Below are 25,889 nucleotides of genomic sequence, written 5' to 3' on the forward strand. Positions count from 1 at the left end.
TCACAAGCGGTTAGCCAGAGGCGGTCAGTCAGGGCATAACGCATTAAAAACGAGAGTCTGGTTTCCCGGGCGCAAGGTTAAAATCCTGGCATGGGAAGTATTGTCAGCGTAGCTGATTATTGTGGCATGGGTTCTCTCAATGCATATATTGCTTTTTTAGCGGTGCCTTAATGTGCAACTAAAGCCAATGTTAATTAGTATATTTTATCCGCTGTGATCCCCTTGCATATGTGAAAAGTCGCTGCCAGTTGAAAGCACTTATCTATTTTTTTCAAATCAGTCAGACCATGTTGCGGTCTTAGTTTTGATATCGAACATCAAAAGGTGGTAAGAGGCGTAGTGTACCAATAGTGATAGCCAGTTTTTCCTTATTATTCACAGGCCAGATCCAATCAATCGATCCTGAATAGATCCTTCTAAGATCCCTAAGAGATCCCCGGAGTCGCTCAGCCCTTATCTGGCCTGTCCTGGAAGGGGGTTACTATCCACTGTGGTGAGCAAAATAACCACTGTAATAAGCTAAATAACCGCTATAACGAGTAAAACATCCACGCTGGACAGTAGTTAAAAACCACTGTAGTGAGTATCATGCCAATTTGCCTGTAGATAACTGATGATTAAGCAGTTGCCGCTGTAGCATTGCCTGTAGCGGGTTTGCTGAACCTTTGTATTATCCGGACACAGCTTTAACCCATAGCTATCCACAGGCTCCTGAAAATAAGATTTTTTTATCCACTGGTTCGATCCAATAACAGATCATATAAAGAACCAGAAAGACCCATAAAGATCCCCGCGCTTCGCAAGGCCTGCCGTAACTGGCCTGAGAAGGGATCGTTAACCACTGTGGTAAGTAAAACAACTACTGTAGAGAGTAATAAATCCACTATAGCAAGTAGCCTGACCACTACGGTGAGTGTTAGTATCCACTGTAACCAGTAACGGCGAATATCGCTTGTTCATATCACGGGTTTGTAAAATGCCGAAAAAAGAACAAGAAATTAGTCAGATAGATGCAGCTTTTTGTGAAACGGACAAAAAGACGGGAGAGGTTATCAACCTGACTCCTAACAGTAACAATACCGTTCAGCCGGTGGCGCTGATGCGGCTTGGGCTGTTTGTACCCACGCTTAAATCGACGGCGCGGGGCAGAAAAAACCAGATGTCGACCATGGATGTCACTGACGAGCTGAAACAGCTGTCGATCGTTAAATCCGAAGGGTACGAAAATATCAGGATAACCGGTGCCCGGCTTGATATGGATAACGATTTCAAAACCTGGGTCGGCATTATCCATGCCTTTGCCAAATATAAGGTGCTGGGAGACAGCGTAACGCTGCCGTTCGTCGATTTCGCTAAACTGTGCGGCATCCCTTCTGTACGCTCTTCAGCGAAGCTGAGAAGCCGTCTGGATGCTTCCCTGACCCGCATTGCGACCAATACTATTCAGTTCAGCAACAAAGAAGGGGAGTATTACGTCACGCATCTGGTGCAGTCAGCCAAATACAGCACTAAAACCGACAGTGTTACTCTTCAGGCCGATCCCAAGATTTTTGAGCTCTATCAGTTCGATAAAAAGGTGCTTCTTCAGCTCAGAGCCATCAACGAGCTGTCCCGTAAAGAGTCTGCACAGGCGCTTTATACTTTTATCGAAAGCCTGCCGCCTTCACCAGCGCCCATATCCATGGCCCGCCTGCGCGCTCGCCTGAATCTCACTTCGCGTACCATCACGCAAAACGCGACCGTCCGTAAAGCGATGGAGCAGCTGAGGGAGATCGGCTACCTGGACTACACAGAGATTAAGCGAGGCAAAATCGTCTATTTCGTCATCCACTACCGGCGGCCAAAGCTCAGACCGGCAGAAATCCCGCTTGGCCTGCCCGATTTGCCTGAGGACGAGATTGAGGAAACCGCACCCCAGGGCGAAATGGTTATGCTTTCGCGAGAAGAGCTGGAACTGTTAGAAAAGATCCGTAGCGGTAAAAAACCGTAACCACTGTGGAGAGCAAAAGCGCCAGCAACCACTGCGATGAGCGTCAGTTTGCTCCTGTAAGTCACCGTTATGTCGGATAAGCAACCACTGTAATGAGAGGCGGATCTCATTATAGTGGTTGTTGAACCAGATTTAACCAAAAAGCCTGGCTCAAATACCTTCCTGCCTGGCTTTACCAAAACATGACTCTAGCCATACCCGCTGTACGCCTCGCTATTAAAGGTCGCGCTCACCAGAGTGGATACATTTTTACCGCCGTTTTACTCACTATAGTGGTTATTACTCCCCATAGTGGTTTATTACTTTCCGCAGTGGTCAAAAGTTTACGCCTTTTTACTCGCTTCAGTGGTTAAGCGGAAACTGCCCGGCAGAAACCAGGAAGGGCGTTTTCTTCATTCTGAGAGCGGCGGTTGGTCACCTACGAAATGATATTAATGCTTTACATCGCTCGAGATGGACTGCTCTCGGGAGCTCGCTGACTACAGTCATCTTCGTGCGCACAATGCGGCAGGACAGCAGGCGTTCCTTCCATTTATTGATCCCTGTTCTGCAATCAACCAGCTATTTTTCAGCAGCCTGCCATACTCTGTTAACGAAAATTCGTGCGTTTATCATTTTTTATTTATCAGACGGCTGTGACGCAGCGGTTTATGAGGGCCAGATATGTTGCAGGAAAAAGTAGCGGTAATTACAGGTGGGACTTCTGGCGTAGGACGCGCCAGCGCACAGGCCTTTGCTGAAGCAGGCTATGCGGTAGCGGTGATTGGCCGTAGTGAACAAAGCGTAAAAGAGACTATTGAAGAGTTAAAACTGTTTGGTGTACAGGCATCGGGCGCGGCAGTAGATGTGGCAGACGGCGGCGCGCTGTTGGCGGCCGGTCGTAAAATCGAAGCCGAACTTGGTCCGATCAACGTCTGGGTTAACGCAGCCATGCTGACCGTGCTGGCGCCCGTTACGCAAATTACTGACGAAGAATTCCAGCGCGTCACCGATGTGACCTATCTGGGCTGCGTTCACGGCACCCGTACTGCGCTAACGCTGATGGGGGAACGTGACGAGGGGATTATCGTACAGGTAGGCTCAGCGCTCGCTTATCGTTCGGTTCCGCTACAGTCCGCTTACTGCGCGGCCAAAGCGGCAATCAGGGGCTTTACGGATTCGCTGCGCAGCGAGCTGCTGCATAACAACAGTTCGATTCGGCTGACTATGGTGCATCTGCCGGGCGTTAATACCCCTCAGTTTGACTGGTCGCGTAACAAAATGGGCAACACCGTTCAGCCTATGCCGCCCATTTTCCAGCCGGAGGTCGCCGCCAGAGCCATTCTTAAAGCCGCGCGCCATGCGCCGCGGGAAGTGTGGGTCGGGCGTTCCACATTCCAGTCCATCGTGGGCAATATGCTGTTCCCGGGCCTGCTGGATCGTATGATGGCAAAACAGGGCTGGAGCGGCCAGATTACCGAGGAGCCGGAGGTCGCTGGCCGGCCGGATAACCTGCATCAGTCCGTCGAAGGACTGCACCGCAGTCACGGCCGTTTTGATGAAAAAGCGGAGCAGCGTGCGCTTAATCTGAACGTCAACAACCCCGGATTGACCATTCTGGGCGTTGCTGCCGTGGCCTGGCTGGGATTACGCAGCTTGCGGCGCCGTTAAAGCCTCTGCACGAGCAGGAGGTGAGCATATCGCAATTTTTGAGTAAAAGGCGCTCACAGAGCGCCAGTTACCGCGAAAACTACTGCGTAAAGGCCTCGCGGAAGGCCTCCAGCGCCGCTGCCGAATCATCCGATGCCCAGCCTTCCAGCGCGACCGTGCCGTGATAGTCAATCTCCCGAAGCGCTCGCGCTACCGCCTTGTAATTGATCTCACCGGTGCCGGGCTCTTTACGGCCCGGTACGTCAGCTACCTGAATCTCACCGATATGTTTCTGGCTTTTACGGATCAGCTCAATCAGGTTGCCTTCGCCGATCTGTGCGTGATACAGGTCGAGATTCATTTTCAGCGCGGGGCTGTTAACGGCGCTGACCAGCGCCAGCGTATCGGCCGCCAACGCAAACGGCGTTCCCGGATGGTCAACGGGCAGATTGAGGTTTTCCAGCGTAAATATTCGTCCGGCGCGTTCGCCCATTCGCGCCAGCTGACGTAAGGTTTCCACAGCCTTAAGCCACATCGCACCAGTCACCACCTCGACCGGTTTTACCGGTAATCCTTTGTCATCCAGACCGGTTCCGTGAAGATTTAAAGCCGGACACCGTAGCCGCTCTGCGATCGCCAGCGAGGCTTCAGCGCTTTGCAGCAGCTGCCGGATATCGTCGTCATCGGTCAGATTACCGCTGAGATAGCCTGTCATGGAGGTGAAGCGCGCGCCGGTGGCGGCCAGCGCATCAATGTCTTTACCGGCCCATCCCCAGATTTCGACACCAAACCCCAGCGCATGAATACGCTTTACCCGCTCCACAAACGGCAGATCGAGGAAGACCATTTCGGCGCAAACGGAAAGCTGATAGCTGTTCATTAGCGTGCGTCCAGTTTGACGGGCTGACATTGTTTAACTGATTCAATGCAGGCCAGCGCAATTTCGAGCGCGTTACGCGCATCTTTGCCCGTAGCACGCGGCGTTTCGCCGGTGCGGATACAGCGCGCAAATTCGGCCATCTCCGTCACATAGGCTTCACGCAGCAGCTCGGAATCCATGCGGGAAGTTTCAATAACAATGCCGCCCTCGTGATAGCGCACGCAGTTGGTAGCGTTGATATTGCCCGCCTGCAGCATGCCTTTGCTGCCAAAGACTTCACCGCGGACGTCATAGCCATAGACCGCCTGAAAATTGGCTTCCGCCGTCGCGATGGCGCCATTGTCAAAGCGGATAGTCACTACTGAGGTATCCAGCAGGCCTTTGTCTTTAAAATCCGGACGCACCAGCGCGTCGGCCAATGCGTAAACCTCCACCGGTTTTGCGCCGGGGTTAAAATGCAGCAGCGTATCGAAATCATGGATAAGCGTTTCAAGAAAAATGGTCCACTGCGGGATGGGGGCCGGATCGCGCAAGGCCGGATCGCGAGTGACCGAACGGCTTAACTGAGTCGTGCCGTTCACGCCCGATTTCACCGCCGCAATCGCAGCGGCAAAGCCGCCGTCAAAACGACGGTTAAAGCCGACCTGCAATACCACACCGGCATGGCTGGCCGCCGCGATCGCACGGTCCGCTTCCTCAAGGGTTACCGCCATCGGCTTTTCGCAAAAGACGTGTTTTCCCACGCTGGCGGCCGCTATGACCCATTCAGCATGAGTACGCGCGGGGGCAGCAATAGCAATGGCGTCAATGTCCGGGTCCTGCAACAGCGCATGAAGATCGCTGTAGGCTTTTGCCACGCCGAGCTTTTGCGCCAGCTTTTCCGCCGCGCCGGGCTGCGGATCGGCTACGGCCGCCAGCGTCGCGCCCGGCACGCGCCAGGCAAGGTTTTCAGCATGGAAACTGCCCATCCTTCCTGCACCGATAAGTCCCACTCGTACAGTTTTCATCATCACAGCACTCCTTATTATTTAGTGTTTGCCCAGTCGGGCAGGGAAGATTGTTCAGCGGGCCGCGTCGCCCTGGCTGCGAAGCGGCGGGATTTGGAAAGCATCAGCGGTTCGATATGTTCAAGAGAGACGCCACGCGTTTCCGGCAGGAAGCGCTGTACGAACCAGAACGCTACCAGGCATCCCACCGTGCACAGCATCAGCGGAAAAGCGCCGTGGAAATGCGTCATCAACAGGGCGCTGCGGTTCATCATGGGGAAGCTTTGCGTGACGATAAAATTCGCCACATACATGGAAGAGAAGGCGAAACCCATCGCCACGGCGCGCATGCGATTAGGGAAAATCTCTGAAATTAGCAGCCACGCGCCAAGACTCCACGACAGCCCGAAAATCAGAACGAAGGCCACCAGCCCAATCACCGGCAGCATGCCGTCAATCTGCGCGATAAACGCCCATGAGGTGAACATCAGGCACAGCGCGCATCCTATTGCGCCCCAGCGCAGCAGCGGCTTCCGGCCAAAGCGGTCGATGGTGCTCAGACAGACTGCCACGCCCGCCAGCAGCGCCACGCCCAGAAAAATGCTCTGGAACAGCGAATCCTGGGTGCTGCCGGTAATGTTCTGCAGCAGGGACGGCGCGTAATAAAGCAGGATATTGATACCGGAAACCTGCTGCAAAATGGCGATCGCGCAGCCTGTCAGCAAAATGTAGCGTGCACGCGGGTCGCGCAGGATGCCGCGCTGGCTGGACTGGGCAGGTGCGTCCTGAGAAGAAGCCAGAATTTCCGTGAGTAAACGCTCGGCGTGTTGCGCGTTGGACAGGCGGGTCAGCACCTGGCGAGCGCGATCCTTTTTACCTTTCAGCGCCAGCCAGCGGGGAGATTCCGGCATCAACGGCACCAGCAGCAGGAACAGCGCGCAGGGCACCACGCCGGAAGCCAGCATCCAGCGCCAGCCCTCGCTGACGATCCAGGCATGCGGCATACCGCGCGCAATCAGATAGTTAACGATATACACCGTGACCTGGCCGCCAACCATCAGCATTTGCTGCAGGCCAAGCATACGGCCGCGCCAGTCCTTGGGGGAGATTTCCGCGATATAGAGAGGGGTAATCGCTGACGCCATTCCTACCGCCAGCCCGCCAATTAGTCGATAGAGCACAAAACCCGTCAGCGAATGGGCGAGAGCGGATCCCATGGCGGAAATAACAAAGAGTACGGCGGTAATAATCAACGTGGACTTGCGCCCGATACGGTCTGAAACGTATCCCACGCCCCATGCGCCCGCCACGCACCCCAGAATAACGTTTGAAACGGCCCAGCCGCTTTCCCACGCAGAAAGGTTGAGATGTTCTGTTAAAGGCTCAATTACGCCAGAGATCACCGAAGCGTCATAGCCAAGGATCACGCCGCTGAGTGAAGCAATGGAACAGATGAAAAGAATCAACCGGATATTATGTTTACGCATCACAACCCCTTTCCTTTTAACGCTTTCAACGTGTCTGTAAGAGGTATTGCAAAGGGGATGCCAACCGGTAGGGGCCTGTAATGTGAAGTACCACACAGTTAGAGATCACAAACTGGAAACAAAATTTACATGTCAACTTAACATGTAAATAAAATGGACATTCCAGACCTTAAAGGATGTGTAGATGAAAAACCTGAGCCGGCTACCCTTTAAAGACGAGAGCGATCCTATCTTCAGCCTGCCGGACAGCACGGAAGTCACGGAGTGGGACAGCCTGCTGTGGCAAGGCTGGCACAGCTTTACGGGCGGCAAACAGCCGGGCTGGATGCGGCAAAGCATTTTGCATTCCTGGCAGCGTTCTCGGGCGCTTAATATCGATCCGGAAACGTTCAGCTATATTTCCCCATCGCCAGACGAACTGGCCGCTATCCTGGAACAAAATGCAGAGATGATTCAGGTTGCGCGCAGCATTATGGAAAACCTGCTGGCCTATAATCCGGACGGCCATATCAACCTGACGGATGCTGACGGGGTAACCTTGTATTATTGCGGTGCCGATCTGACGCCCGTTGGCAGCATTTTGCGTGAGGAGGTGCTGGGCACCAACTGTACCGCGCGCTGCCTGATCGAACAGCGGCTGGTATACGTGTTAAGCGGTGAAAACTGGAAGCTGGATCTGCGTAGAAGGCATCGGCAGTGCGCCGCCGCGCCGGTGCGTGATAAGAACGGCAAGCTGGCTGGCGTGCTGACGCTTACCGCCACGCCGGATAAGTTCAACACGCACACGCTGGGCACCGTTCAGGCAGCGGCGGAGACGATAGGCCAACAGCTGCAGCTGCGTCATTTGCTCGCCGAGCAGCAATCTATCCTGGAAACGCTGAATGAAGGGGTAATCGTCTGTGACCGCCACGGCAGCATCAAAACGCTTAATCGCTATGCCCGCCAGATTTTTTGTGGCCTCGATCCGGAAGCGGGATCCATTGATGCGCTGCTGCGTCCGCAGGACGTCTCGCTGCTCAGCCTGCCTTTCTGTAACGATCGCGAGCTGCTTTTTATGCCCGGCGGCAAAGAGCCGGTCTCCTGCCTGGTTTCACTGATGCCCGCGCCTGACGGCGGGCGCGTATTGTCTCTGCGCGAAAACCAGCGTATCCGCGCCATTACCCGGCGGGTGATGGGCGTGAGCGCCAGCTATACGTTCGATATGATCCGCGGCTATTCGCTGCCGCTGCAGCAGGCTATTCAGCAGGCAAGGGCCAGTAGCCGCACCGACAGCACCGTGCTGTTGACGGGTGAAAGCGGCACGGGTAAGGAGCTGTTTGCCCAGGCGATCCATAATGCCGGCCCGCGCCAGCAGGAGCCTTTCGTGGCGCTGAACTGTGGCGCGCTGCCGCGGGATCTGGTACAGAGCGAGCTGTTTGGCTACGCTGATGGCGCATTTACCGGCTCGCGGCGAGGCGGATCGGCCGGAAAATTTGAGCTTGCCGACGGCGGAACGCTGTTTCTCGACGAAATTGGCGAAATGCCGCTGGAAGCACAAACCAGCCTGCTTCGGGTGATCCAGGAAAGCGAAGTGGTGCGTATTGGCGCCGCGCATCCTCTTAAGGTCAACGTCCGTATTATTGTCGCCACCCACTGTAATTTGTCCGATGCCGTGGAGAAAGGCGCTTTCCGCCGCGATCTGTACTATCGCCTCAATGTTGTTTCCCTCAATATTCCCCCGCTACGCGAGCGGCGTGAAGACATACCGGGCCTGGTAAATACTTTCATTCAGGCGCTTTGTAACCGGCTGAAGCGCATCGCCCCGGCTGTTTCACCGCAGGCGATGGCCTGTTTACAGGCCTGGCAATGGCCCGGCAACGTGCGCGAGCTGGAAAACCTGGTCGAACGGATGGTGAATTTATGCGAGGGGATGGAAATCAGCCAGCAGGATCTGCCCGAGGAGATGCGACAGGGAGATCCTGTTGCTCAGCCAGCGTCCGGGCAGGCTTCGCTGCATGAAAAAGAGCGCCAGCACGTGCTCGAGGTGTTGAGTGCAAATAAGGGAAATATGCGTCAGTCGGCCCGGCTTCTGGGAATTTCACGCACTGCGCTTTACAATAAATTAAATCAGTGGCAGGTGGATCTCATTGCCCTGCGCAAAAACATGCGCAGCCCGGTGTAGGCTGGTGAAGCATGACGGCACAGTTGCACAGCGCGTACAACGTCAGTGCCGGAAAAACACTAAGCGGGCCCGATGTGCGTTAAAATGGTGACCAGACTATATTGCGGTCACATTTCGTTAACGGGAGCTCACTGAGCGAAGCTAAAAAAAATGACTGAACAAAAACTTCCTGCCGCCACGCGCGGCCCGTCCGATCACACCCTTCGTGACCAGATTGTCAATGCCGCCATGGAGTACTTCAGCCATTACGGCTTTGAGAAAACCACCGTGTCCGATCTGGCTCGCTCGGTGGGCTTCTCCAAGGCGTATATCTATAAGTTCTTCAGTTCAAAACAGGAGATAGGTGAAGTCATCTGCGCCAGCTGCCTTACGCAGATAACCCAACGTCTGAACGCCGCGCTGGAAGAGGCGCCTTCGGCCACGGAGAAAATGCAGTGCCTTTTTCAGACGCTTACGGTGGCGGGGAGCGAGCTGTTTTTTCGGGAACGCCGCCTTTTTGATATCGCTGCTGCGGCTTCGCGCGATCGCTGGTCGTCGGCAGAGCGGTATGAAGCCTGGCTGCGCGAAACCACCGTTGCCATTCTGCGCGAGGGGCGCGAGGCGGGAGAGTTTGAGCGTAAAACGCCGCTGGACGAAACGGCTGCCGCTGTTTATCTGGTGCTCAGGCCCTACGCCGATCCGGTGCAGCTGCAGGCCGCCCTTGATACGGCCAAAGAAGATGCCAGCCGCCTGGCTGCGCTGGTGCTGAGAAGCCTTGCGCCTTGATTGCCTATTTTTTGAGGCATGGCTCAGAGAAGGGCGCACTTATGCTGCTATTAAATAAGATAACTTATGCGCTGGCCCGATCCCTTTTTGCCCGCCTGCCTGCTGACCGCGCATGGCGACAGCCAGCGCGGCCAGGCTGCGTCAAGAGGCGCTGACAGACCTTAAAAGCGCTCAGCAGAGAGATGCGGCGGGAGTCGGGGCAACGGTGAATTGCCCCTCGTTATTGGCTTTTAGAAAAAGTCAGGCCTGCGCAACCACGATATTTACGGCTTCCAGCGTCGCAGGGAAGTACTTTCTTCATAGGGAAGCCTGGAAGGCAGTGAGATTAATTCAATTACGCTGCCCCAGGGCGTCCGGCCGTAGCAGAAAAAGTTATTGTCTCCTGCCTCGGTCGGAAACATCAGCGGCTGCGGAGACGTAAACATTTTCCCGCCGGCACGCTCAAACAGGCCGATGGCTTCGTTAATGTCATCAACGTAAACGGCAAAATGCTGGATGCCGTAATCGCTGGGCCGTACGGGCTGATGCTGCTCCGGCCCCTGCATTTCAAACAGCTCAAGGCCGGGGCCGTGCTGTAGTTTCATCATCCTGACCGTGGTGATTCTGGTTCCCGGAAACAGGTTCAGGATACTTTCCGTCTCTTCGCCTTTCACGTCGTCGTCCGAGGGCGACACGGAGTCGTAGATAACTTCAGCCCCAAAAGCTTCTGAAAAGAAGCGGGTTGCTTCTTCAATATCAGAAACGGTGATGCCAACATGGTCCATACCGCGAACGGTGCCGGTAGACATAATTTCCTCCAAAGATTTTACAGACAGGGTAAAGGTGTTGCTCAGCTCTGCTTTACCGCCATTTCTGCCAGCGCGCTGAGCTGAGCCGCAATCAGGCTGCGGGTATCCGCATCCGTTATGGTGCAGCTTTGCGGATCGAGCCGGGATGAAGCCTGGCTAATCATCACTTCAGGCTTGTTCAGGACGCTGCCGTCCAGAAAGACCAGGATCTGACGCAGATGATATTGTGCCCGGGCGCCGCCTATGGCACCGGGCGAGGCCGTCAGTATGGCGACGGGTTTGCCGGCAACCGGCGTGTCGGACAGGCGTGAAAGCCAGTCCAGGGCATTTTTAAGGGCACCCGGCACGGAATAGTTATATTCAGGCGTGACGATAATCAGCGCGTCCGCTGCCGAGATCGCTTTGCCCATTGCCATCACGGTCTCGGGAAATCCCTGGGCTTGCAGATCGGCATCATAGTGCGGGATATCGCCCACAGAGCCGAGCGGGCTGATGTCCACGCCTGGCGGCACCAGCGCAGCAAGATTTCGCGCCACAACCGCATTGAAAGACCCTGCCCGAAGGCTGCCCAGCAGGGACACGAACGTAAGGGGTTTTGTCTGTGACATAACGATTTCCCGGTTCAGACGAATTTTCCGGCCGTGGCCGGTCGTGTGTTTATATGCTGACTTCAGTCTGGTATAGAATTAAACATCGATAAACACGCTATAAGTCGCCAGTGAGTAAACTTTATGTCTACCGAATTAACGGCCGAATCCCTGCGGGGGATCACGAATTTTGTTATCACGGCAAAATCGAGCAGTTTTACCGAGGCCGCAGAGCAGCTGGGCATCACAAAATCCGCGGTCGGCAAGAGCGTGGCAAGGCTGGAGGAAAGGCTGGGTACACGGCTGTTCCACCGTTCAACCCGTAAACTGAGCCTGACCAGCGATGGAGAAGCCTATCTGACAAGCTGCCTGTCGGCGCTGGAAATCCTGGACTCTGCTGAAAACATGCTCAGCAGACGTCAGGACAACCCTGCGGGCACGGTTCGTATCGATATGCCGGCATCATTTGGTCGCAACCTGATGATGCCGATACTGCTGGAGCTGACAGCCCGCTATCCGGCTTTGCGGCTGGCGCTGACCTTTAATGACCGTCTTATCGATCCGGTTGAGGAGGGGGTGGATCTGGTGCTGCGCCTGGGCGAACTGCAGAGCACGGATGAGCTGATTGCCCGGCGCCTGAGCCGGCAGCGTCTTTTCCTGTGCGCGTCCCCCGGTTATCTTGAACAACACGGCGTGCCTGACGACATTGAAGCGCTGAAAAAGCACCGCTGCATAATGGGCTTCCGGCGCGGGGCGCCCCTTGCCTGGCGGCTACGTCCGGTGGCAGAGCGGGAAATAAAGTTTATATCCGGTACGGCGCATCAGATAAGCGACGGCGATGCCATGCTGCTGGCCTGTCTGGCAGGGGCGGGGATTGCGCAGTTTCCGGAGTCGATGGTGGGCAGCCATATCACCGCCGGCCATCTTGTTACCATCATGGCCGATCACATGCCAGTTCCGGTTGCGCTTAGCGTAGTCTGGCCCCGGACGCGCCATCTCATTCCGAAAGTCCGGATTATTGTGGACGAACTGCTGAAAAAAGCCGACGAGGGCTATTTCGGCGAGCTCAGGTAGCGTTTTTGTCAATACGCAGTTGATTTCACGCCTGTTTACTCACTTTCGGCAGGCTTATATTCTGGCCGTCCCGTATACGGGTACACACAGGCCGATCGAGCTGCGCCGTCATCACTTTACGTCGGCAGCTCAGCAGTCAGCCTGCTTATAAGACCCGGCAAATAAAAGATGACGGCTATCCGCTTTTCTCACTGTCCATAAGTAAATGCGCAGGCTGGCCGGTTTCGACCATACGCAACATCAGGCTGAGCTCTGCCGGTGAAAGAATGCCTTGTGCGATATTATTTTCAATGCGGTCATGCCGGTCAATTTTCTCCCTGCCAGCAAGATTATTTTCCGACAGGCTTTTGACAAGGGCTTGCCGATCGCCGTCACCCGGCCCAAGAGAAAGTTTGGCCCTCAGGTTGTCAGCAACAATTTCCTTACCCAGATTCTTCAGCTCCACCTCCGTGTCATTATCAATATACCCCGCTGATGCCTCTGTAATCAGACGGTTATAGGGGATACGTCCCTGCCAGGGAGCATGGCGTTCAGGCGTGAACAGGGATTTAGGTTCAAGGTAAACGACGTTATGCCCTAACAGACTCAGCGGTTCAAGCGCGCCGCTGCGCACGCCGATGAAGGCTTTCCCGTTTGATTTCTGCATTATCCGATCAAGAAAATACCACTGATTGACACGCTCTTTCAGAAGCGCAGATTTTTGCCAGAATTTGCTGAGGTCGGGCGTACTGCGATTTTCCCAGGGATGGCGATCTTCAATGCGATTTTTGTACTCATTTCGGAAGCCGTCCCCGATATAGGCTACCGGCGTTCCCTGCTTTTCCAGCGCAGCGTGGATAAGCTCAAACATACGGGGATTGGCAAACGCCTCTTTCTGACGGGCAGAGGCGGCGTCACGAACCGGCGTCTCAAATGGCTTGTTTGTTTTCCATAATAAGACGGAGTTATCTTTCAGGCCCGTTTCCTTAATCGTGCTGTCAACAAGGCTGTCAAGCTCTGCCCGGGCCTCTTCATTAACCAGGCCATAAACCAGCTTTCTGATTTCAGCGCCGGAACGCACCGGATCATCATTGTCTTCCCAGTGTTTTGCCATCATTACCGTCGTTGCGGAGATATGGAAGAGATGGCTGTCGGGTGAGGCATTCTGTGGTTCACAAATGGCGGATTTTTCTCCCAGTACCGTGGTGAAATTTTTCCGGTTCTCCGGATCGTTAAAACTGCCGCTAATGTGGTTCAGCGGGGTTTCACCGTCATAGCGCACTACGGAAAGCCGTTTGTTGATATTTTCCTGACTCACGCCAGACTTTTTCAGGGCATCCGTAATGATTTCAAATGCTTCCATGGCGTATTTTTTTTCAGCAGGCAGTACCGGTTGCTTCTCGCTGTAGCCGATGGTGAGCTTCATTTCCGGATACGTCAGCATTGTCAGAATGGCAGAATACCGATCGCCCACGGCATAACCCGGCATGAATACAGCGGAAGGCTGATTTTTGATATCCGGTATGGTGTTCCATACCGCTTCATCATGGGGCCAGAGTGTGCCGCTGAGTATTCCCTTCCCTGTTTTTTTATCGATCCAGGCTTCCTGATTTTTCCCAACGGTCTTTGCACTGGCACCATAACGTCTTCCACGCTCAGAAGCCTGTCTGCGAAAATCATTCAGGACATCGCTGTCATGAATGACATTTGGTGACGAGGCTGCGCGCGGCAGCAAAACCGACGGGGGACGGAGATTATTGTCAAACTTGGCCAGATGTTTTTTATCGCCTTCCACCATGCTACGGGACAGTGCATCCTTGTATCCCACAAGCAACTTCCTGTCGCCGGAAATCCCCTTGTCTGCTTCCGGGTGATGATCGTGCTGTTTCGCCTCAGAGGAGGGCTCTGTAGGCGGTTCGCTGTCACGGGCGGAGGCCGCGCCCGCTGTCAGGCGACTTTCATCTGCAGACGTATTACTGGAAGGTGAGTCACTGACAGGAGGCTGATTATGAGTATGTTTATGACCGGAAATATACATGGCTTTCTTTGTTCATATTGGTGAGGACTATTAAAGTGGTTGGAAAGTTTATTTTGTTCCTTTATCAACCATCACCATCGGAAAAAATAACCTCAAAGGCCCTGTGTGCGCCATATCTGGCCTTCTGTACGGATACACCCCGTAATCAACCTGAAGCAATTCATCATCCTGCTAAAGCACCGTAATGTGTTTTTGCCGTAAAACCTCAAGCATTTGTTTATCAGGCTCACCATCTGTGATCGGCGCCAGGTCGCCAATAGCAAACGCAGAATGCCCGAAGCATGCATCGTTGCTCATGCTCAATAAAAAATTGTTATCACGTTCGCCGTTTCTGCTGAATAACCTTTCGTCCTGTGTCTGATTTATAATTTTTAGGGATATGCCCTCAGCGTGCCGTTGCGGTGTACACTAGCGAGCTGGATTCAAATCACCACAATATGGAGTCTATGTGCCCCGGGCCTGGTTTTTTCTTTTAATGGCAATAGTGTCTGAAGTAAGCAGCGTTATATTGATGAAATTATATTCGACGCAAGGCAATCTTACGGGCATGTTGTTTATGTATTTCGCCATCGGTTTGTCTTTTACTTTTATGGCGCTTGCGCTGAAAAAAATCTCACTTGCGGTAGCTTACGCAACCTGGGAATCACTGGGGCTGCTTGCGATAGCCGCTATTGGCAGCTTCTTCTTCAGAGAGCATCTGAGCGTACTTCAGCTTACGGGAATTGGCCTGTTGCTGGGTGGCGTTGTAGTCGTTAATATCGCAGAAAATGCGCAGAATGAATAAATGTCGATATTTATCCCCTATTACTATCTTGCGATAGCCATTCTGCTTGAAGTAACGGCTAACGTCTTTCTTCAGCGTTCGGCCGGTATGGCCAAAAAGATCCCGGGCGCAGTGGGCATACTGCTTATTCTTGCATCCTTTACTGCGTTAGCGCAGGCTTTGAAAGGCCTGGAGATGGCCACTGCGTATGCCATATGGGGAGGCTGCGGCATTCTTTTAACCGCACTGTCCGGATGGATTATTTTCAGGCAACCTCCTGGTCGCAAAGCTTGCGCTGGCTTGCTTATGATTACGGCAGGCCTGCTGCTGCTTGAGCTTGGGTGATAATATTTTAAACCTGCCACAATACTCTCTTTTGCTTCAACTCACCCAGCTGGCAGGCGCTTCTTGCCCTGCCTCTGTGTCCGCTAAGGCGCCAGAGTGGCAGCCACCGCATCTTTCGGGCTACTGAAGCCTGGGTAAAGTAACGCAAGAAAAAATTATGCCGTTAACCGCACGCGCGTGGCGGCAAGCCTGTTATACATCTGGAGCGCCCGCAGTAGCCTGACTGCCTGCGCCAACGCGCGGTTATTCACGGCATCAGTCAGTGTTTCAGGCGACGGCCGTCAGGAAATGGCTTCCTTACGGCCAGAAACGTCACCATTCAACGCAGATTTTACCCACGTGAGCGCCGCTTTGCTGATAAGAGAAAGCCTCGCCAAGCTCCTCATATTTAAAAACACGATCGATTACCGGCTTCTTGTTCATTATCTCAAGGGCTTTAACAAAATCACACTGATCCTGGCGGCTTGCCACAATCACGCCTTTAATTTGCACCTGCTTCGCCAGAAGGGAAAGGACAGCCAAGGCAGCCTCATCGCCTGAAAGGATACCAATCTGCGCAATATGACCGCCTACCTTGATCGATTTCAGGGATTCATTCAGGGTTGCCGGTCCGCCTACTTCGACCACATGGTCTACGCCAAACCCCTGGGTCAGCTCAAGAACTTTATCTCCCCATGCAGGCGTTGTTCTGTAATTGATAATTTCATCAGCGCCCAGTTCGCGCACAAAGGCGAGCTTTTCATCGGAGGATGAGGTAGCAATGACTTTGGCCCCCATTGCTTTAGCTATCTGTAAAGCAGCGACGGAGACGCCGCCGGTTCCCTGAACCAGCACCGTTTCTCCTGCCTTAAGGTGCCCGTCTGTTACCAGCGCCCGCCAGGCCGTCAAAGCCGAGGTGGTGATGGTGGCTGACTCTGTATGGCTCCACCCCTTCGGCGCATGGGTAAAGGCGTTTTCCGAACGTACAACGTATTCACTGGCCATGCCATCAACACCGTCGCCGGGCGTGTGCGCAAAGCCGCCCACGGTGGGTACAGGCTTGCCGGCCAGCCAGTTGGGAAAAAATGTAGAAACCACGTGTTCGCCTGCTTTAAACGCTTCAACGCCTTCTCCAACCTCCTCTACTATTCCCGCACCATCTGACAGCAGGATCCGTCCATCTTCAGTAGGAAACTGCCCGGTTGCGACGATTAAATCATGAAAGTTTAGCGAGCTGGCTTTAACCGCAACCCGAATTTCACCTTTGCCGGGCCTGCCCGGATCGTCAATATCTGACACGATAATGTTATCCAGGCCGCCGGGGGCTTTAAGCTGTATTGCTTTCATCGGGGATCTCCTGTTTGGGCATGCGTTTTATGTAATAACCCAGTTTAAACATAATTACAGGGTCACGCTGTCGAAGAGGGCCTTTTGTTACACTGGTGGAATTATAAAAAGCGTTTAAGCTGTCCGTCCGGCCACCTCCAGCAATATATCTATAACGGATTTAGCGGCTAAACCCGGTACTGACGTGCTGCCAATGTGATGGATCTGCGCAATGACGTTATTCAGCGTTATCTGTAGCAGCAAGCTTTCCGCTTCACAGCGCGCAGGCCACTGCAACAATCGTTACTTTTTGCATGTTTGCTCTTCCCCATTGCCTGGATATCGCCTTAATGAAGGCTGGATGCCTGGCTCGCAGACCGGCCGACAGGAAGGTTTTTTGCTTATTACCATGCCCCATATTGTAGCTTGCACACGGAAACGCTCTGTTTCTCTCCAGGGCGGCAGCGAGAAGAAGGTGAACCAGAAAAAATGCGGTACATGCTTAGCGGGCCGCCACCCGGCTGCCAGCTGTGCATCCTCTTTGACAGGGATCTTTGCGCAACGGTAGTCCTGTCTCAGTTTTGATCATGAAGAAGGTTCATGTTCATTGAAAACAAATCACTTTTCCTCAACCAGCGACTCAGGCATAAAGTATGGATTGTTAATAACTTTAGATAATATGAAATCTGGGATGCCCTGAAAGGCAACAAATAAATCAGATTTATAACAAACCAGGATACCAGACGGCCATGAACAAAGCGTTTACCTTTACCATTAAAAGCCTTCGTTTCGACGAAAACTATAACCCCTCCGGGAGTACGCGCATCACCACCAACTTTGCCAATCTGGCGAGAGGTGAGAGACGTCAGGAGAATCTGCGTAACGCTTTAGTGATGATTGATAATCGCTTCAATGCGCTGGCGCACTGGGATAATCCCAAAGCGGATCGCTATTCCGTTGAGCTTGAAATTATTTCCGCTGAGTTAAATGTTGAAGTGAAAGGCAATGCCTTTCCGGTGATTGAAATATTAAAACCTACCATTATTGATAAAAGCACCAGTGAACGTATCGATGGTATCGTAGGCAATAACTTTTCCTCTTACGTACGCGATTACGACTTTAGCGTCTGGCTGCCGGAGCACAATAAAAGCCAGCCCGAATTTACTATCCCCGAAGATTTTGGCAAGCTGCATGGTAATATATTTAAACGCTTCGTTAATTCAGCGGCCTACACGGAAAATTTTAATAAAGCGCCTGTGATATGCCTGAGCGTTTCCACTAAAAACACCTATTGCCGCACGACTAATCAGCATCCTGTACTGGGCTTTGAATATCAGCAGGATGAGCCTTCTCTGACCGATATCTATTTTGCCAAAATGGGGCTGCAGGCGCGCTATTTCATGCCGCCCAACAGCGTTGCGCCTTTGGCCTTTTATTTTCATGGTGATTTGCTCAGTGATTACACCAATCTTGAGCTAATCAGCACCATCAGCACGATGGAAACCTTCCAAAAAATTTACCGGCCTGAGATTTACAATGCTAATTCCGCCGCAGGGGCATTGTATCAGCCCAACCTGACACACCAGGATTATTCGTTAACCCGAATCGTTTATGATCGAGAAGAGCGCAGCCAGCTGGCTGTTGAGCAGGGCAGGTTTACTGAAGAGCACTTCATTAAACCCTACCAGACTATTCTTGAGCAGTGGTCTGCCAATTCCGCTCTTTGATAAACCGAAAATATAAGGTCATCTTTTATGAAAAAGCTTTTACCGACATCCACTGCTGGCAGCTTACCTAAACCTTCCTGGCTTGCGCAGCCGGAGACGCTCTGGTCACCCTGGAAATTGCAGGATCGGGAACTGATTGAGGGCAAGCAGGATGCCCTTCGCCTGTGCCTTGACGATCAGCTGCAGGCAGGCATTGATATCGTCAGCGATGGCGAGCAAACGCGCCAGCATTTTGTCACGACGTTTATTGAGCACCTCAGCGGCGTGGATTTTGAAAAACGTCAGATCGTCAAAATCCGCGATCGCTATGATGCGAGCGTTCCTACGGTCGTGGGCGAGGTGACCCGGCAAAAGCCCGTATTTGTTGAAGATGCTAAATTTTTACGTCAGCAAACCCAACAGCCTATTAAATGGGCCTTGCCCGGCCCTATGACCATGATCGATACGCTTTACGACAGCCATTATAAAAGCCGCGAAAAGCTGGCCTGGGAATTTGCCAAAATTCTTAATCAGGAAGCCAGAGAGTTAGAGGCGGCCGGTGTCGATATTATCCAGTTTGACGAGCCGGCTTTTAATGTCTTTTTTGATGAGGTTAACGACTGGGGAATTGCCGCGCTGGAAAAAGCCATCGAAGGGCTTAAATGTGAAACCGCCGTGCATATTTGCTATGGCTACGGCATTAAAGCCAATACGGACTGGAAAAAAACGCTGGGTTCAGAGTGGCGACAGTATGAAGAGGTTTTCCCTAAGCTGAAAACGTCGGCTATCGATATCATTTCGCTGGAATGCCAGAACTCTCATGTACCAATGGATCTTATCGAACTGATCCGCGGCAAAAAGGTGATGGTTGGGGCTATCGATGTGGCGACCAATGCCGTTGAGACGCCCGAAGAAGTAGCCAATACGCTACGTAAAGCGCTCCAGTTTGTCGATGCCGACAAGCTTTATCCTTCCACCAATTGCGGCATGGTGCCTTTATCCCGTCAGGTAGCAAGGGGCAAGCTGAATGCCCTCAGCGCCGGCGCAGAAATCGTTCGTAGAGAAATTTTGGCCAGGTAACCTTGCTGACCAGCTAATTTTCTGAAAACTCAGTCCGGATTGGGCCATGCCAGCCGGACTGAGTGATAAATACCGTATTCAGCAACGTTATTCCCTGCCAGGACGTCTCCCAGCTATCTCCTGTTCATCCCGGATCATTCAGCGCTCCCTGTCTGCAACCTTTACCTGCGCATTGTGAAATACACCACATAATTTAATCGGTACTCTCAAGAGTTTCTTCACGATGACGATACAAACAGTAATCATCTGCCTTTCGGTATTCTCCCATGAAAGTTTCAACCCGTATTGTCGGAGGCTTCGGCCTCATGGTACTGCTGCTGGTCATTTGCGCCGGCGTGGCTATCAATGCTCTTAACCACGCCCGGGACGATATGGGTGACGTGGTAAACGTCAAAATGAAAAAGTTCCAGCTTGCGCTGGATATGCGCGCCAGCGTACGTGATTTGTCTATCGCGGTAAGAAACCTGGCGTTGCTGACCGACCCGAAGGAAATGGCGCCCGAATGGGACCGCGTGCAGACCCAGAAACGTCTGTTCCTCAAAAACCGTGAGGAGCTGGGTCGGCTGATGGAAACGGATTCGGTACCGGCGGGCCGGGAGGCATACCGGAAAATAGTGGAAAGAGAAGGACCGGCGCTGGCAAGCTTTGAAAAGGCAGGTCAGCTTGGATTGCAGAATCTGCAGCAGGAGACCGTGACTTACCTGATGACCGTCTCTCGCCCGGCGCAGCGGTCGCTGCAGGAAGCCCTCAATACCCTGACAGAGGTGCAGATGCAAAATGCCCGCAGCGCCGTGGAAAGCAGCAGCGATCAAAGCCGTCGTGCCGGGCTTCTGTTGGTCAGCCTGGTGCTGGTATCTGTGCTGCTTGCTGGCGGCACCGGTTTCATGACTATACGGATCCTGATGCGCCAGCTGGGCGGTGAACCGGCGCAGGCGCAGGTACTGGCGGCAGCGATAGCCGACGGTGACCTGACGTCTCAGGTCATGCTTCGTCCCGGCGATAATACCAGCATGCTGGCATCGCTCGCCCGAATGCAGAATCGCCTGGGCGAACTGGTATCGAGGATTAAGGACGCTTCGGCTTCCGTAGCCCTTGCCTCTGATGAAATCGCCAGAGGGAATACCGAACTCTCGGCCCGTACTGAACAGCAGGCAGCTGCGCTGCAGGAAACGGCCGCAAGCATGGAAGAGTTAACCGCGACGGTGAAAAGCAACACGGCGGGCGCCACTTATACGGCTGGATCGGCGCGGGAGGCGGCCGCGCTTGTCCGTGACGGTGAAAAAAACGTGCGCCAGATGACCGAAACGATGGCCGATATCTCTGCCAGCGCGGCGAAGGTTCGCGATATTACCGGCACCATTGAGAGCATTGCCTTCCAGACGAATATTCTGGCGCTGAATGCGGCGGTTGAAGCCGCACGCGCTGGCGAACAGGGGCGGGGATTTGCCGTGGTGGCCAGCGAGGTCCGCACGCTGGCGCAGCGTAGCGCGACGGCAGCGCGGGACATCAAAGGCCTGATTGAAAACGCGGTGACCATGGTGGAGGCTGGCGTGGTAGTGGCCGACGGCACTGCGGAAAATATCATGAGCGTGACCGGGAAGGTTAGCGAGCTGGCTGAGGCAATGGATGAAATCGCGCTGGCTTCAAACGAGCAGATGCAGGGCATTTCTCAGGTGACCGTGGCCGTTGGCCAGATGGACGGCGTAACCCAGAGCAACGCCGCGCTGGTAGAGGAGTCCACGACCGCTTCTCAATCGCTGGCGGAGCAGGTTCATGCCCTGAGAGGAATGGTGGATACCTTCCGCGTCTGAAGAGGAGAGCCCCGGGAGCAGGCTAAAAAGCCGCTCCCGGCTGGCTCGCTATGCAACCGATAAACCATCCCCGACGCTTTTCTTCTGTCCTTTGACTGCGTGCACGGCGGGTCATGACGCCTCTCAAGAGGATATCCAATGCCGGGCCTGAAACCGGAGCCGATCGCGCAACGTTGCCCTTGTGTCGGCCAGTCAATGCCGGTGTACAGGCTGGACGAATGCATTAAAATTATTGAGATAAAACAGGATGCTACGTGTTAATCTTAGCAATCTTTAAGGCCGGACCGGTGCCTGGTGATGCCATTCTTACATTTGTCGTCTGACAGCAGTAATGAAATCGGCCCGGACGATGCAGAAAGCAGCTAAAATTGACGTTAAATTAAATATCTGGAGTAGCTTATGAACGATGAAATCCCGCTTAAATACTACGACATCGTGGATGAGTATTCGACAGAATGCGCAGCACCCGTGGCTGAGGCAGAGCGTAAATCCCTGGCGCACTATTTCCAGCTGCTGCTCGATCGCTTATCAAATAATGAAGAGATCGGTGAAGACGCGCAGAAAGAGATGGCTAAAGAAGCCGGTATCAACGAGAGCCGTATCGATGATATCGCCTCGTTTCTTAATCAGTGGGGCAACGAGTAGTTTTGTCACAGCAGCCGTTAAGGCTGCTTGTCTGTGTCGGCAGCAATTTTTTCAGATAACTTTACTGAGCGAAAATTAGTACCCCTGTGTGATAATATTTATCGGAAATAAATCGCTGTAAATTTAAGTAAAAACGAATGATTTATAACAATAACGAACCGATGATATTAAGCCAAATTTAACCGTTATTTACCCCGTTATTCAGGGCTAAAATTCAGGATCCGGACAGGAAAAGATGCCACCATTACTCCCCCTTCGCACGATAACGGTTTTGGCGCTGATGATTGTGGCGGGCTGTTCTTCCCATAAGCCCGATGAAGCGAACGATAATAGTCCCGATACCACCCATCGCGCTGGCGAACCCGATCTTATTCCGGTTATCGCGGCATTACATGACCAGATGTACGCATGGGAAGGGACGCCTTACCAGTGGGGCGGTACGGAACTCTCCGGCGTGGACTGTTCGGGCTTTGTCTGGCGAACCCTTAAAGACCGGTTCAATTTACCCATGAAGCGAGTCACCACCAGCCAGCTGATCCATATGGGAAAACGTATCCAGCCCGATCGTTTGCAGCCTGGCGACCTGGTCTTTTTCCGTATTAACCGCCAGATGCACGTAGGCTTTTATGATACGGACCGGCATTTCCTTCACGCTTCGGCCAGCCGTGGCGTAATGCGATCGTCACTGGATAACGTTTACTGGAAATCGGTATTTCTGGAAGCGCGCAGGCTGCCGAACGAACACGGTGCCCGGATATCATTTAATTATGATGAAGACGATAAGAACGTTCTGGCTAAAAATTAACGCCGGTTCTGGATTTGCAATATATAAGCCTTCGGGCCAGGAAAAATATTTACAGGATCATAGCGTGGGCTGCCAGGACCACGCTGTGACACAGATTTTTCCTGACAGACTTCTTTATGCTGAGCAGTACAAACCGTCGAAAATATTTGTTTAATCTTCTCCGCACCTGCCGATGTTACAGACAATGGCTCCCCCTCGCTCTCCCTCCCGGCTGAAGATCCTTTAAACCTCCGCGCCTTCCACTGGCTGTCATCTGACAACACCGCACTGGTAAGAGATAATAAATGGGCACCAGCCTGATAAGGAAATAATGGGTCAGTTTCCAGAACCAGACTTATCAACTGATGAATTTTCTTCGTAGCTTCCCCGATCCATGCTTATGACAGCGCGTTCATTTATGCCTCCGCTTACGGGCCTTTCGGCCGTGCACAACAGTGAAAAATGCTCTTAAAACACGGCCGATAACCCTTCTTTATTACTGACTACCCTTCATCCAAATGCCCTTGCGCTGTTTTTAAGCCCTTTAATGTGATCTTCATCAGACTTTCATTGTTAAACAGATGTTGAATACTGGTTCTTTATTGTGAATGAAGGTTATATTTGTTTCACTCGAAACAAAGATGGCGAAAGCAGCGGAGAGCACCATGGACACCAGCTTCACTTCAGTCGATCAACCAGAAGACGCTAAGCAAAATATACGCCTGATGAAAAAGGCGCTCAGGGAAGAAATTGGCGATGTGGAAGGATTATTCGAACAGGTAAGAGCGAAGATTGTCGGCGAGCTCAAGGCGGCACGTACCGAAGAACAGCAGCAGGGCTCCGCATGGCCGGAAGTCAGCCTGCAAGAGATTGCCGCAGGACGTGTTTCGGAAGAGACCAGGAATTATATTCGCCGCAGGGGGTGTGTGGTGGTCAGGCAAACTTTCAACCGTGAGCAGGCGCTGGGATGGGATAAATCGATGCTCGACTACCTGGACGCCAACGATTTCGATGGCGTGTACCAGGGGCCTGGTGACAACTTTTTCGGTAGCCTCGACGCTTCACGCCCTGAAATCTACCCTGTTTACTGGTCTCCGGCTCAGATGGAAGCGCGGCAGAGCGACGCCATGGCGCAAACTCAGGCTTTCCTGAACCGGCTCTGGAAATTCGAATCGGCAGGTATACGCTGGTTTGAGCCTGATGTGAACATCATCTATCCCGACCGCATACGACGTCGTCTGCCGGGCACAACCTCAAAAGGGCTGGGTGCGCATACAGATTCAGGCGCGCTGGAGCGGTGGTTGCTTCCTGCTTATCAAAAAGTGTTCCGCAAAATTTTCTCGAACCGTTTTAATGAATACGATCCGTGGGACTCAGCCTGGCGTACCGATGTTTATGAGTACCAGGCCGGCACCACAACAAAATGTTCGGCATTTCGTACCTTTCAGGGCTGGACGGCGCTTTCTGATATGCAGGTCGGGCAGGGGCTGCTGCATGTCGTGCCGGTACCCGAAGCAATGGCTTATTTGCTGTTGCGCCCGCTACTGAAAGATGTCCCGGAGGAGGAGCTGTGCGGCGTTGCGCCCGGGAAAGTGCTGCCGGTGTCGGAAAAATGGCATCCTGAACTGATTCAGGGATTGTGCTCAATACCTTCACTCCAGGCAGGGGATTCAGTCTGGTGGCATTGTGATGTTATTCATTCCGTTGCCCCGGTAGAAAATCAGCAGGGCTGGGGAAATGTAATGTATATCCCGGCCGCGCCTCTCTGTGACAAGAACGCCGTCTGCGCGGCCGCCGTTGCGCAGGCGCTGGCATCAGGCGAATCGCCCGCCGATTTTCCACAGGAAGATTATGAAGTCACCTGGAAAGGTCGCTTCACCTCTGAAAAGCTGAACGCGAACGGGCGCCGCAGTCTCGGACTGGAATGAGACCCTTGCCGACCCGCTTTCGGCGGATCGGCAGCATTTGTAGCGGCCTGTCTTTCTGGTAAGCTTGCTAAAAAAGCTTACCGGCAGGCACCATGAACGTACGTCATCAGAATATTATTCAGCTCGTCAGTGAACGCGGCAGCGTCAGCGTCAGCGAACTTTCTCAAATCACTGGTGTTTCCGAGGTAACGGTACGTCAGGATCTGAACGTGCTGGAAAAAGGCGGTTTTCTGCGTCGCGTGCACGGATCGGCCGTTGCGCCTGAAAGTGATGATGTGGGCGCAAGGATGCGCACCCGCTATGCCGTCAAGAAACGTCTCGCAGAGCATGCGGCTTCACTGGTGAATGCCGGAGAGGCGGTTTTCATTGAGGGAGGCAGTACCAACGCGCTGCTGGCCAGGGAGCTGAGTGAAAGACGGGACATTACCATTATTACGGTCAGCCACTATATTGCCGGATTGCTCAGGGAGACGGGTGGGGAGGTTATTATTCTTGGCGGCCTGTATCAAAAAAGCAGCGAATCCGTGGTAGGGCCGCTGACCCGACTTTGTATCCAGCACCTCAACTTCCATAAGGTCTTTATCGGCATAGATGGCTGGGACGCGTTGACCGGTTTTACCGGTCGTAATATGCTGCGCTGCGATGTCGTTAACGCCCTGATGGCTAAAAACACCCATACTATTGCGCTGACCGACTCGTCGAAATTTGGTCAGATCCATCCGTATCCGCTCGCCCCTGAACACCCTTTTAGTCACGTCATCACCGATACTGATTTACCCGATACCTGCAAAGAAATTCTTCAGGCGCAGGGGCTGCGTCTGGATATTATTGGTCCCGTCTGAGCCTGGGTTTATCGACAGGCAGCGCCGTTTTCTCTCGCGATATATTGCAACGCTATAAGAGGTTTAGTAAGGGCGGATTGGGCTATACAAACCTACGTGCCCGTTTGGATTTGGTCATTGGGAAAATCGGGTGCTGAAGGCAGGTATAGCATGCGGGATGTGTGGAATAATTTAAATCGAAAAGTGATTTCAGGTGCGGTTTCTGCATACTTTCCAATGCAATACGTCGGAGCCAGGTATAATAACGCGGCCTGGCGTATTGCACAGCCAGCCAACAGGGTACATTTTTTCGGCACCCGCAGCGATCGTAACCCTG

General features: G+C 53.1%; 21 protein-coding genes and 1 pseudogene. 14 read left to right on the forward strand and 8 right to left on the reverse strand.

Annotated features, from left to right (window positions below):
- Positions 1–976 precede the first annotated feature (976 nt).
- Together ACVWZ0_RS21865 and ACVWZ0_RS21870 are read left to right on the forward strand one after the other, a co-directional pair.
- Positions 977–1,990, forward strand: a complete 1,014-nt coding sequence (locus ACVWZ0_RS21865) for a RepB family plasmid replication initiator protein (protein ID WP_253461360.1) — start codon at positions 977–979, stop codon at positions 1,988–1,990.
- Positions 1,991–2,653: 663 nt separating this feature from the next.
- Positions 2,654–3,640, forward strand: coding sequence for an SDR family oxidoreductase (locus tag ACVWZ0_RS21870; protein ID WP_253461358.1), 987 nt, complete (start codon positions 2,654–2,656; stop codon positions 3,638–3,640).
- 79 nt (positions 3,641–3,719) lie between these two features.
- On the opposite strand, the gene ACVWZ0_RS21875 is transcribed toward ACVWZ0_RS21870, so the two are convergent.
- Genes ACVWZ0_RS21875 through ACVWZ0_RS21885 form a run of 3 tightly spaced genes read right to left on the reverse strand, consistent with a single transcriptional unit; the run spans position 3,720 to position 6,972 of the window.
- The gene (locus ACVWZ0_RS21875; RefSeq protein WP_253461356.1) at positions 3,720–4,499 is read right to left on the reverse strand and encodes a TIM barrel protein; all 780 of its coding nucleotides are present in this window, start codon (positions 4,497–4,499) and stop codon (positions 3,720–3,722) included.
- Positions 4,499–5,509, reverse strand: coding sequence for a Gfo/Idh/MocA family oxidoreductase (locus tag ACVWZ0_RS21880; RefSeq protein WP_253461354.1), 1,011 nt, complete (start codon positions 5,507–5,509; stop codon positions 4,499–4,501). Before ACVWZ0_RS21880 ends, ACVWZ0_RS21875 begins: the two co-directional genes overlap by 1 nt.
- Before the next feature lie 14 nt (positions 5,510–5,523).
- Positions 5,524–6,972 (reverse strand): sugar porter family MFS transporter, encoded by a 1,449-nt coding sequence (locus tag ACVWZ0_RS21885; protein ID WP_253461352.1) that lies wholly within the window; start codon positions 6,970–6,972, stop codon positions 5,524–5,526.
- A gap of 184 nt (positions 6,973–7,156) precedes the next feature.
- On the opposite strand from ACVWZ0_RS21885, the gene ACVWZ0_RS21890 reads away from it, so the two are divergent.
- Positions 7,157–9,133, forward strand: a complete 1,977-nt coding sequence (locus ACVWZ0_RS21890) for a sigma-54-dependent Fis family transcriptional regulator (RefSeq protein ID WP_456784798.1) — start codon at positions 7,157–7,159, stop codon at positions 9,131–9,133.
- Positions 9,134–9,283: 150 nt separating this feature from the next.
- Positions 9,284–9,898, forward strand: coding sequence for a TetR/AcrR family transcriptional regulator (locus ACVWZ0_RS21895; RefSeq protein ID WP_253461434.1), 615 nt, complete (start codon positions 9,284–9,286; stop codon positions 9,896–9,898).
- 263 nt (positions 9,899–10,161) lie between these two features.
- On the opposite strand, the gene ACVWZ0_RS21900 is transcribed toward ACVWZ0_RS21895, so the two are convergent.
- Both ACVWZ0_RS21900 and ACVWZ0_RS21905 read right to left on the reverse strand, forming a co-directional pair.
- Positions 10,162–10,686, reverse strand: coding sequence for a VOC family protein (locus ACVWZ0_RS21900; RefSeq protein WP_253461432.1), 525 nt, complete (start codon positions 10,684–10,686; stop codon positions 10,162–10,164).
- A gap of 41 nt (positions 10,687–10,727) precedes the next feature.
- A complete protein-coding gene (locus ACVWZ0_RS21905) occupies positions 10,728–11,294 on the reverse strand; it encodes an NADPH-dependent FMN reductase (protein ID WP_253461431.1) in 567 nt (188 codons plus the stop codon).
- 123 nt (positions 11,295–11,417) lie between these two features.
- On the opposite strand from ACVWZ0_RS21905, the gene ACVWZ0_RS21910 reads away from it, so the two are divergent.
- Positions 11,418–12,347, forward strand: coding sequence for a LysR family transcriptional regulator (locus ACVWZ0_RS21910; protein WP_253461429.1), 930 nt, complete (start codon positions 11,418–11,420; stop codon positions 12,345–12,347).
- A gap of 175 nt (positions 12,348–12,522) precedes the next feature.
- On the opposite strand, the gene ACVWZ0_RS21915 is transcribed toward ACVWZ0_RS21910, so the two are convergent.
- Positions 12,523–14,364 (reverse strand): hypothetical protein, encoded by a 1,842-nt coding sequence (locus tag ACVWZ0_RS21915; RefSeq protein ID WP_253461427.1) that lies wholly within the window; start codon positions 14,362–14,364, stop codon positions 12,523–12,525.
- Between the two features lie 448 nt (positions 14,365–14,812).
- On the opposite strand from ACVWZ0_RS21915, the gene ACVWZ0_RS21920 reads away from it, so the two are divergent.
- Positions 14,813–15,148 carry a DMT family transporter gene (locus ACVWZ0_RS21920; RefSeq protein ID WP_367399488.1) on the forward strand — a complete coding sequence of 112 codons (336 nt, stop codon included), beginning with the start codon at positions 14,813–14,815 and terminating at the stop codon, positions 15,146–15,148.
- Entirely contained in the window at positions 15,149–15,472 is a 324-nt protein-coding gene (locus tag ACVWZ0_RS21925) for an SMR family transporter (RefSeq protein WP_253461424.1), read from the forward strand.
- Positions 15,473–15,784: 312 nt separating this feature from the next.
- Here ACVWZ0_RS21925 and ACVWZ0_RS21930 read toward each other — a convergent pair whose 3' ends face one another.
- Both ACVWZ0_RS21930 and ACVWZ0_RS21935 read right to left on the reverse strand, forming a co-directional pair.
- Positions 15,785–16,798, reverse strand: a complete 1,014-nt coding sequence (locus tag ACVWZ0_RS21930) for a zinc-dependent alcohol dehydrogenase family protein (protein ID WP_253461423.1) — start codon at positions 16,796–16,798, stop codon at positions 15,785–15,787.
- A gap of 129 nt (positions 16,799–16,927) precedes the next feature.
- Positions 16,928–17,077, reverse strand: a pseudogene (locus tag ACVWZ0_RS21935) (GrpB family protein); the annotation flags it as partial.
- A 449-nt stretch (positions 17,078–17,526) separates the two neighbouring features.
- Between ACVWZ0_RS21935 and ACVWZ0_RS21940 the strand changes: the two are divergent.
- The 7 genes from ACVWZ0_RS21940 to ACVWZ0_RS21970 all read left to right on the forward strand — a co-directional run bounded on the left by ACVWZ0_RS21940 (position 17,527) and on the right by ACVWZ0_RS21970 (position 25,573).
- Positions 17,527–18,504 carry a DUF1852 domain-containing protein gene (locus ACVWZ0_RS21940; RefSeq protein ID WP_253461421.1) on the forward strand — a complete coding sequence of 326 codons (978 nt, stop codon included), beginning with the start codon at positions 17,527–17,529 and terminating at the stop codon, positions 18,502–18,504.
- A 27-nt stretch (positions 18,505–18,531) separates the two neighbouring features.
- Positions 18,532–19,563, forward strand: a complete 1,032-nt coding sequence (locus tag ACVWZ0_RS21945) for a methionine synthase (protein ID WP_253461419.1) — start codon at positions 18,532–18,534, stop codon at positions 19,561–19,563.
- 266 nt (positions 19,564–19,829) lie between these two features.
- The gene (locus ACVWZ0_RS21950; protein WP_253461417.1) at positions 19,830–21,374 is read left to right on the forward strand and encodes a methyl-accepting chemotaxis protein; all 1,545 of its coding nucleotides are present in this window, start codon (positions 19,830–19,832) and stop codon (positions 21,372–21,374) included.
- A gap of 399 nt (positions 21,375–21,773) precedes the next feature.
- Positions 21,774–22,019, forward strand: a complete 246-nt coding sequence (locus ACVWZ0_RS21955; RefSeq protein ID WP_253461415.1) for a YmjA family protein — start codon at positions 21,774–21,776, stop codon at positions 22,017–22,019.
- Positions 22,020–22,254: 235 nt separating this feature from the next.
- Positions 22,255–22,824 (forward strand): C40 family peptidase, encoded by a 570-nt coding sequence (locus ACVWZ0_RS21960; protein WP_253461413.1) that lies wholly within the window; start codon positions 22,255–22,257, stop codon positions 22,822–22,824.
- A gap of 644 nt (positions 22,825–23,468) precedes the next feature.
- Complete coding sequence (locus ACVWZ0_RS21965; protein WP_253461411.1) at positions 23,469–24,731, forward strand: YbiU family protein; 1,263 nt, start codon at positions 23,469–23,471, stop codon at positions 24,729–24,731.
- A 92-nt stretch (positions 24,732–24,823) separates the two neighbouring features.
- The gene (locus ACVWZ0_RS21970; RefSeq protein ID WP_253461409.1) at positions 24,824–25,573 is read left to right on the forward strand and encodes a DeoR/GlpR family DNA-binding transcription regulator; all 750 of its coding nucleotides are present in this window, start codon (positions 24,824–24,826) and stop codon (positions 25,571–25,573) included.
- Positions 25,574–25,889 lie beyond the last annotated feature (316 nt).

The sequence above is a fragment of the Erwinia sp. TECH1 genome, from assembly GCF_054057575.1.